Below are 1,962 nucleotides of genomic sequence, written 5' to 3' on the forward strand. Positions count from 1 at the left end.
CTCGCCGGAAGGCCATCTGCACCGCTACCCGCGAGTGGCTCGTCGACCTCTACGCCGAGGCGGTGGGGGAGCGGGAAGGTGTCGCGCTCGCGGCCGTCGGCTCCCTCGGCCGTGGCTGGTCAGGTCCCCTGAGCGACCTCGACCTCGTCCTCGTCCACGACGGTCGCAGCACTCCTGCTAGGCGGCTGACCTCGATGGCCGATGGCCTCTGGTACCCCATCTGGGACTGCGGCATCTCCCTCGACCACTCCGTGCGCTCGAGCGGGCAGTGCCGCAGCGTGGCCGGCGAGGACCTGTCAGCGGCCGTGGGGCTGCTCGACATCTCGCTCGTCGCCGGGGACGAGCAGCTCGTGGCCAGCATCCGGGCAACCGTCGCCCACGACTGGCGTTCGGGCGCGCGGACCCGGCTGCCGCAGTTCATCGAGTCCGTCCGGGCGCGTCATCACCGTCACGGTGACCTCAGCCAGCAGATCGAGCCCGACCTCAAGGAGTCCCTCGGGGGCCTGCGCGATGTCACGGTGCTCGACGCGCTGACCCGCGCGTGGCTGACCGACCGACCGCACGGGTCCGTCGGCCCGGCACTGGAGGCGCTCCTGGACGTCAGGGACGCACTGCACGTGGTCACCGGTCGAGGACGAGACCGTCTGCTGCGCGAGGAGCACGACGCGGTGGCAGCACTCCTCGGCCTGCCCGACGCCGACGAGCTGCTCACGCGGGTCTCGAGCTCCGCGCGCACCATCGCCTGGGCCCTGGAGTCCACGGTGCGCAGGGCGGGGCAGAGCCAGCGCGCCCGCACGCTGCGGGTCGGTCCTCGGCGTCCCGCCATGACCCCGATCGGGCACGGCCTCTTCATCCACGACGGCGAGGCCGTCCTCGGCTCGACCCGGCTCGTGGGCGTGGACGCGACCCTCCCCCTTCGCGCCGCTGTCATCGCCGCCCGCCACCGGCTCCCGCTGGCGCCGCAGACGCTGACCAACCTCGCAGCCTGTCCCGACCTCCCTGCACCGTGGGACGGCCAGACCCTCGACCTCTTCGCGGACCTGCTGGCCGCGGGCCCCGGCCTGGAGGCCGTGTGGGAAGGCCTGGACCAGGTGGGGCTCGTCGAGCGCTGGTTGCCCGAGTGGGTTGCGGTGCGGTGCCGTCCGCAGCGCAACCCGGTGCACCGCCACACCGTCGACCGGCACCTCCTCGAGACGGTCGCCCGGGCTGGCGCGCTGACGCGCGAGGTCGCCCGGGCCGACCTGCTCCTCGTGGCGGCACTGCTGCACGACATCGGCAAGGTCGCCGGAGCGAGGGACCACTCGCTCACGGGTGCCGAGATCACCGATCGGGTCCTGCGGCGATGGGGGGCCGACGACGAGGACCGAGCCCTGGTCGTGCTCTTGGTGCGCGAGCACCTGACGCTCATCGAGATGGCGACGCGACGGGACCTGTCGGACCCGGCCACCGTCGACGCCGTGTGCCGGGTCGTTGGCGAGGACGCGCAGACCTTCGAGCTGTTGCGGGCCCTGACCATCGCCGATGCCCGTGCCGCGGGTCCCAAGGCCTGGACGGACTGGCGGGCCAGCCTCCTCGACACGCTGACCGGGCTGGTGCGCGATCGGCTCACCGGCGTGGCACCTCCCGTGCCGCGCCCGGCACCCGTCCCCACGGTGGACCAGGCCTCCCGGCGGGACGTCGACGCAGGGCGAGCGCACGTGCGGGTCGAGCCCGAAGCAGGAGGGTGGGTGCTGACCGTCCACTGCCGCGACCGCGCCGGACTCTTCGCCGACACCGCCGGTCTGCTGGCTGCGCACGGGATGACGGTCCGCCGGGCACGGCTGGCCACGGTCGACGGCATCGCGGTCGACGAGTGGCTCGTCGAGTCGCCGGGAGGCGATGTTCCCGAGCCTGCACGGGTGACGGCCGGGCTGAACCGGCTCGCCGCCGGTGACCGAGCCGCGCTCGACGCCGTGGCCCGCC

The 1,962-nt window shown here is 73.9% G+C and carries 1 protein-coding gene; it reads left to right on the top strand.

What is annotated here, in order from left to right; genetic code table 11:
• A partial coding sequence (locus JLI01S_RS16445) for a [protein-PII] uridylyltransferase (RefSeq protein WP_068266740.1) occupies positions 1-1,962 on the top strand: 1,962 nt, incomplete at both ends.

The sequence above is a fragment of the Janibacter limosus NBRC 16128 genome, assembly GCF_001570985.1.
Lineage (GTDB): Bacteria > Actinomycetota > Actinomycetes > Actinomycetales > Dermatophilaceae > Janibacter > Janibacter limosus.